Genomic DNA, 273 nt, shown 5'->3' on the forward strand with positions numbered 1-273 from the left:
CGCGAGTTCATCGAGGCTGCTGTGTCTGATGCGCTGGCCCGCGCCGAGGAAGCTATCGAGCGTTCCGGTGCCCTGGATCAAGGGAGCCTGTGATGCTCACGCTGACCGGCACCATTCGAGCAGTCACCACCCTGGGAGGTGGCGTCAACAAGAAGACCGGCGAGGTGATCCCCACCCGCCCGGTTCTCCAGATCGAGGGCCTCGATAACCGTGGCCTCGTTCAACTCTTCACCCTCACAGTTCCGGACACCAAGCCTTTCGAGGGCCGAGTGG

1 protein-coding gene is annotated in these 273 nt (G+C 63.4%); it reads left to right on the forward strand.

The features are described 5' to 3' along the window. Positions 1–92 precede the first annotated feature (92 nt). Positions 93–273, forward strand: a 181-nt coding sequence (locus tag ABG80_RS13750; protein ID WP_152987627.1) for a hypothetical protein, incomplete at its 3' end; no start/stop codon positions are given.

Origin of the sequence: Aquabacterium parvum (assembly GCF_001447195.1) — a bacterium.
Lineage (GTDB): Bacteria > Pseudomonadota > Gammaproteobacteria > Burkholderiales > Burkholderiaceae_C > Aquabacterium > Aquabacterium parvum.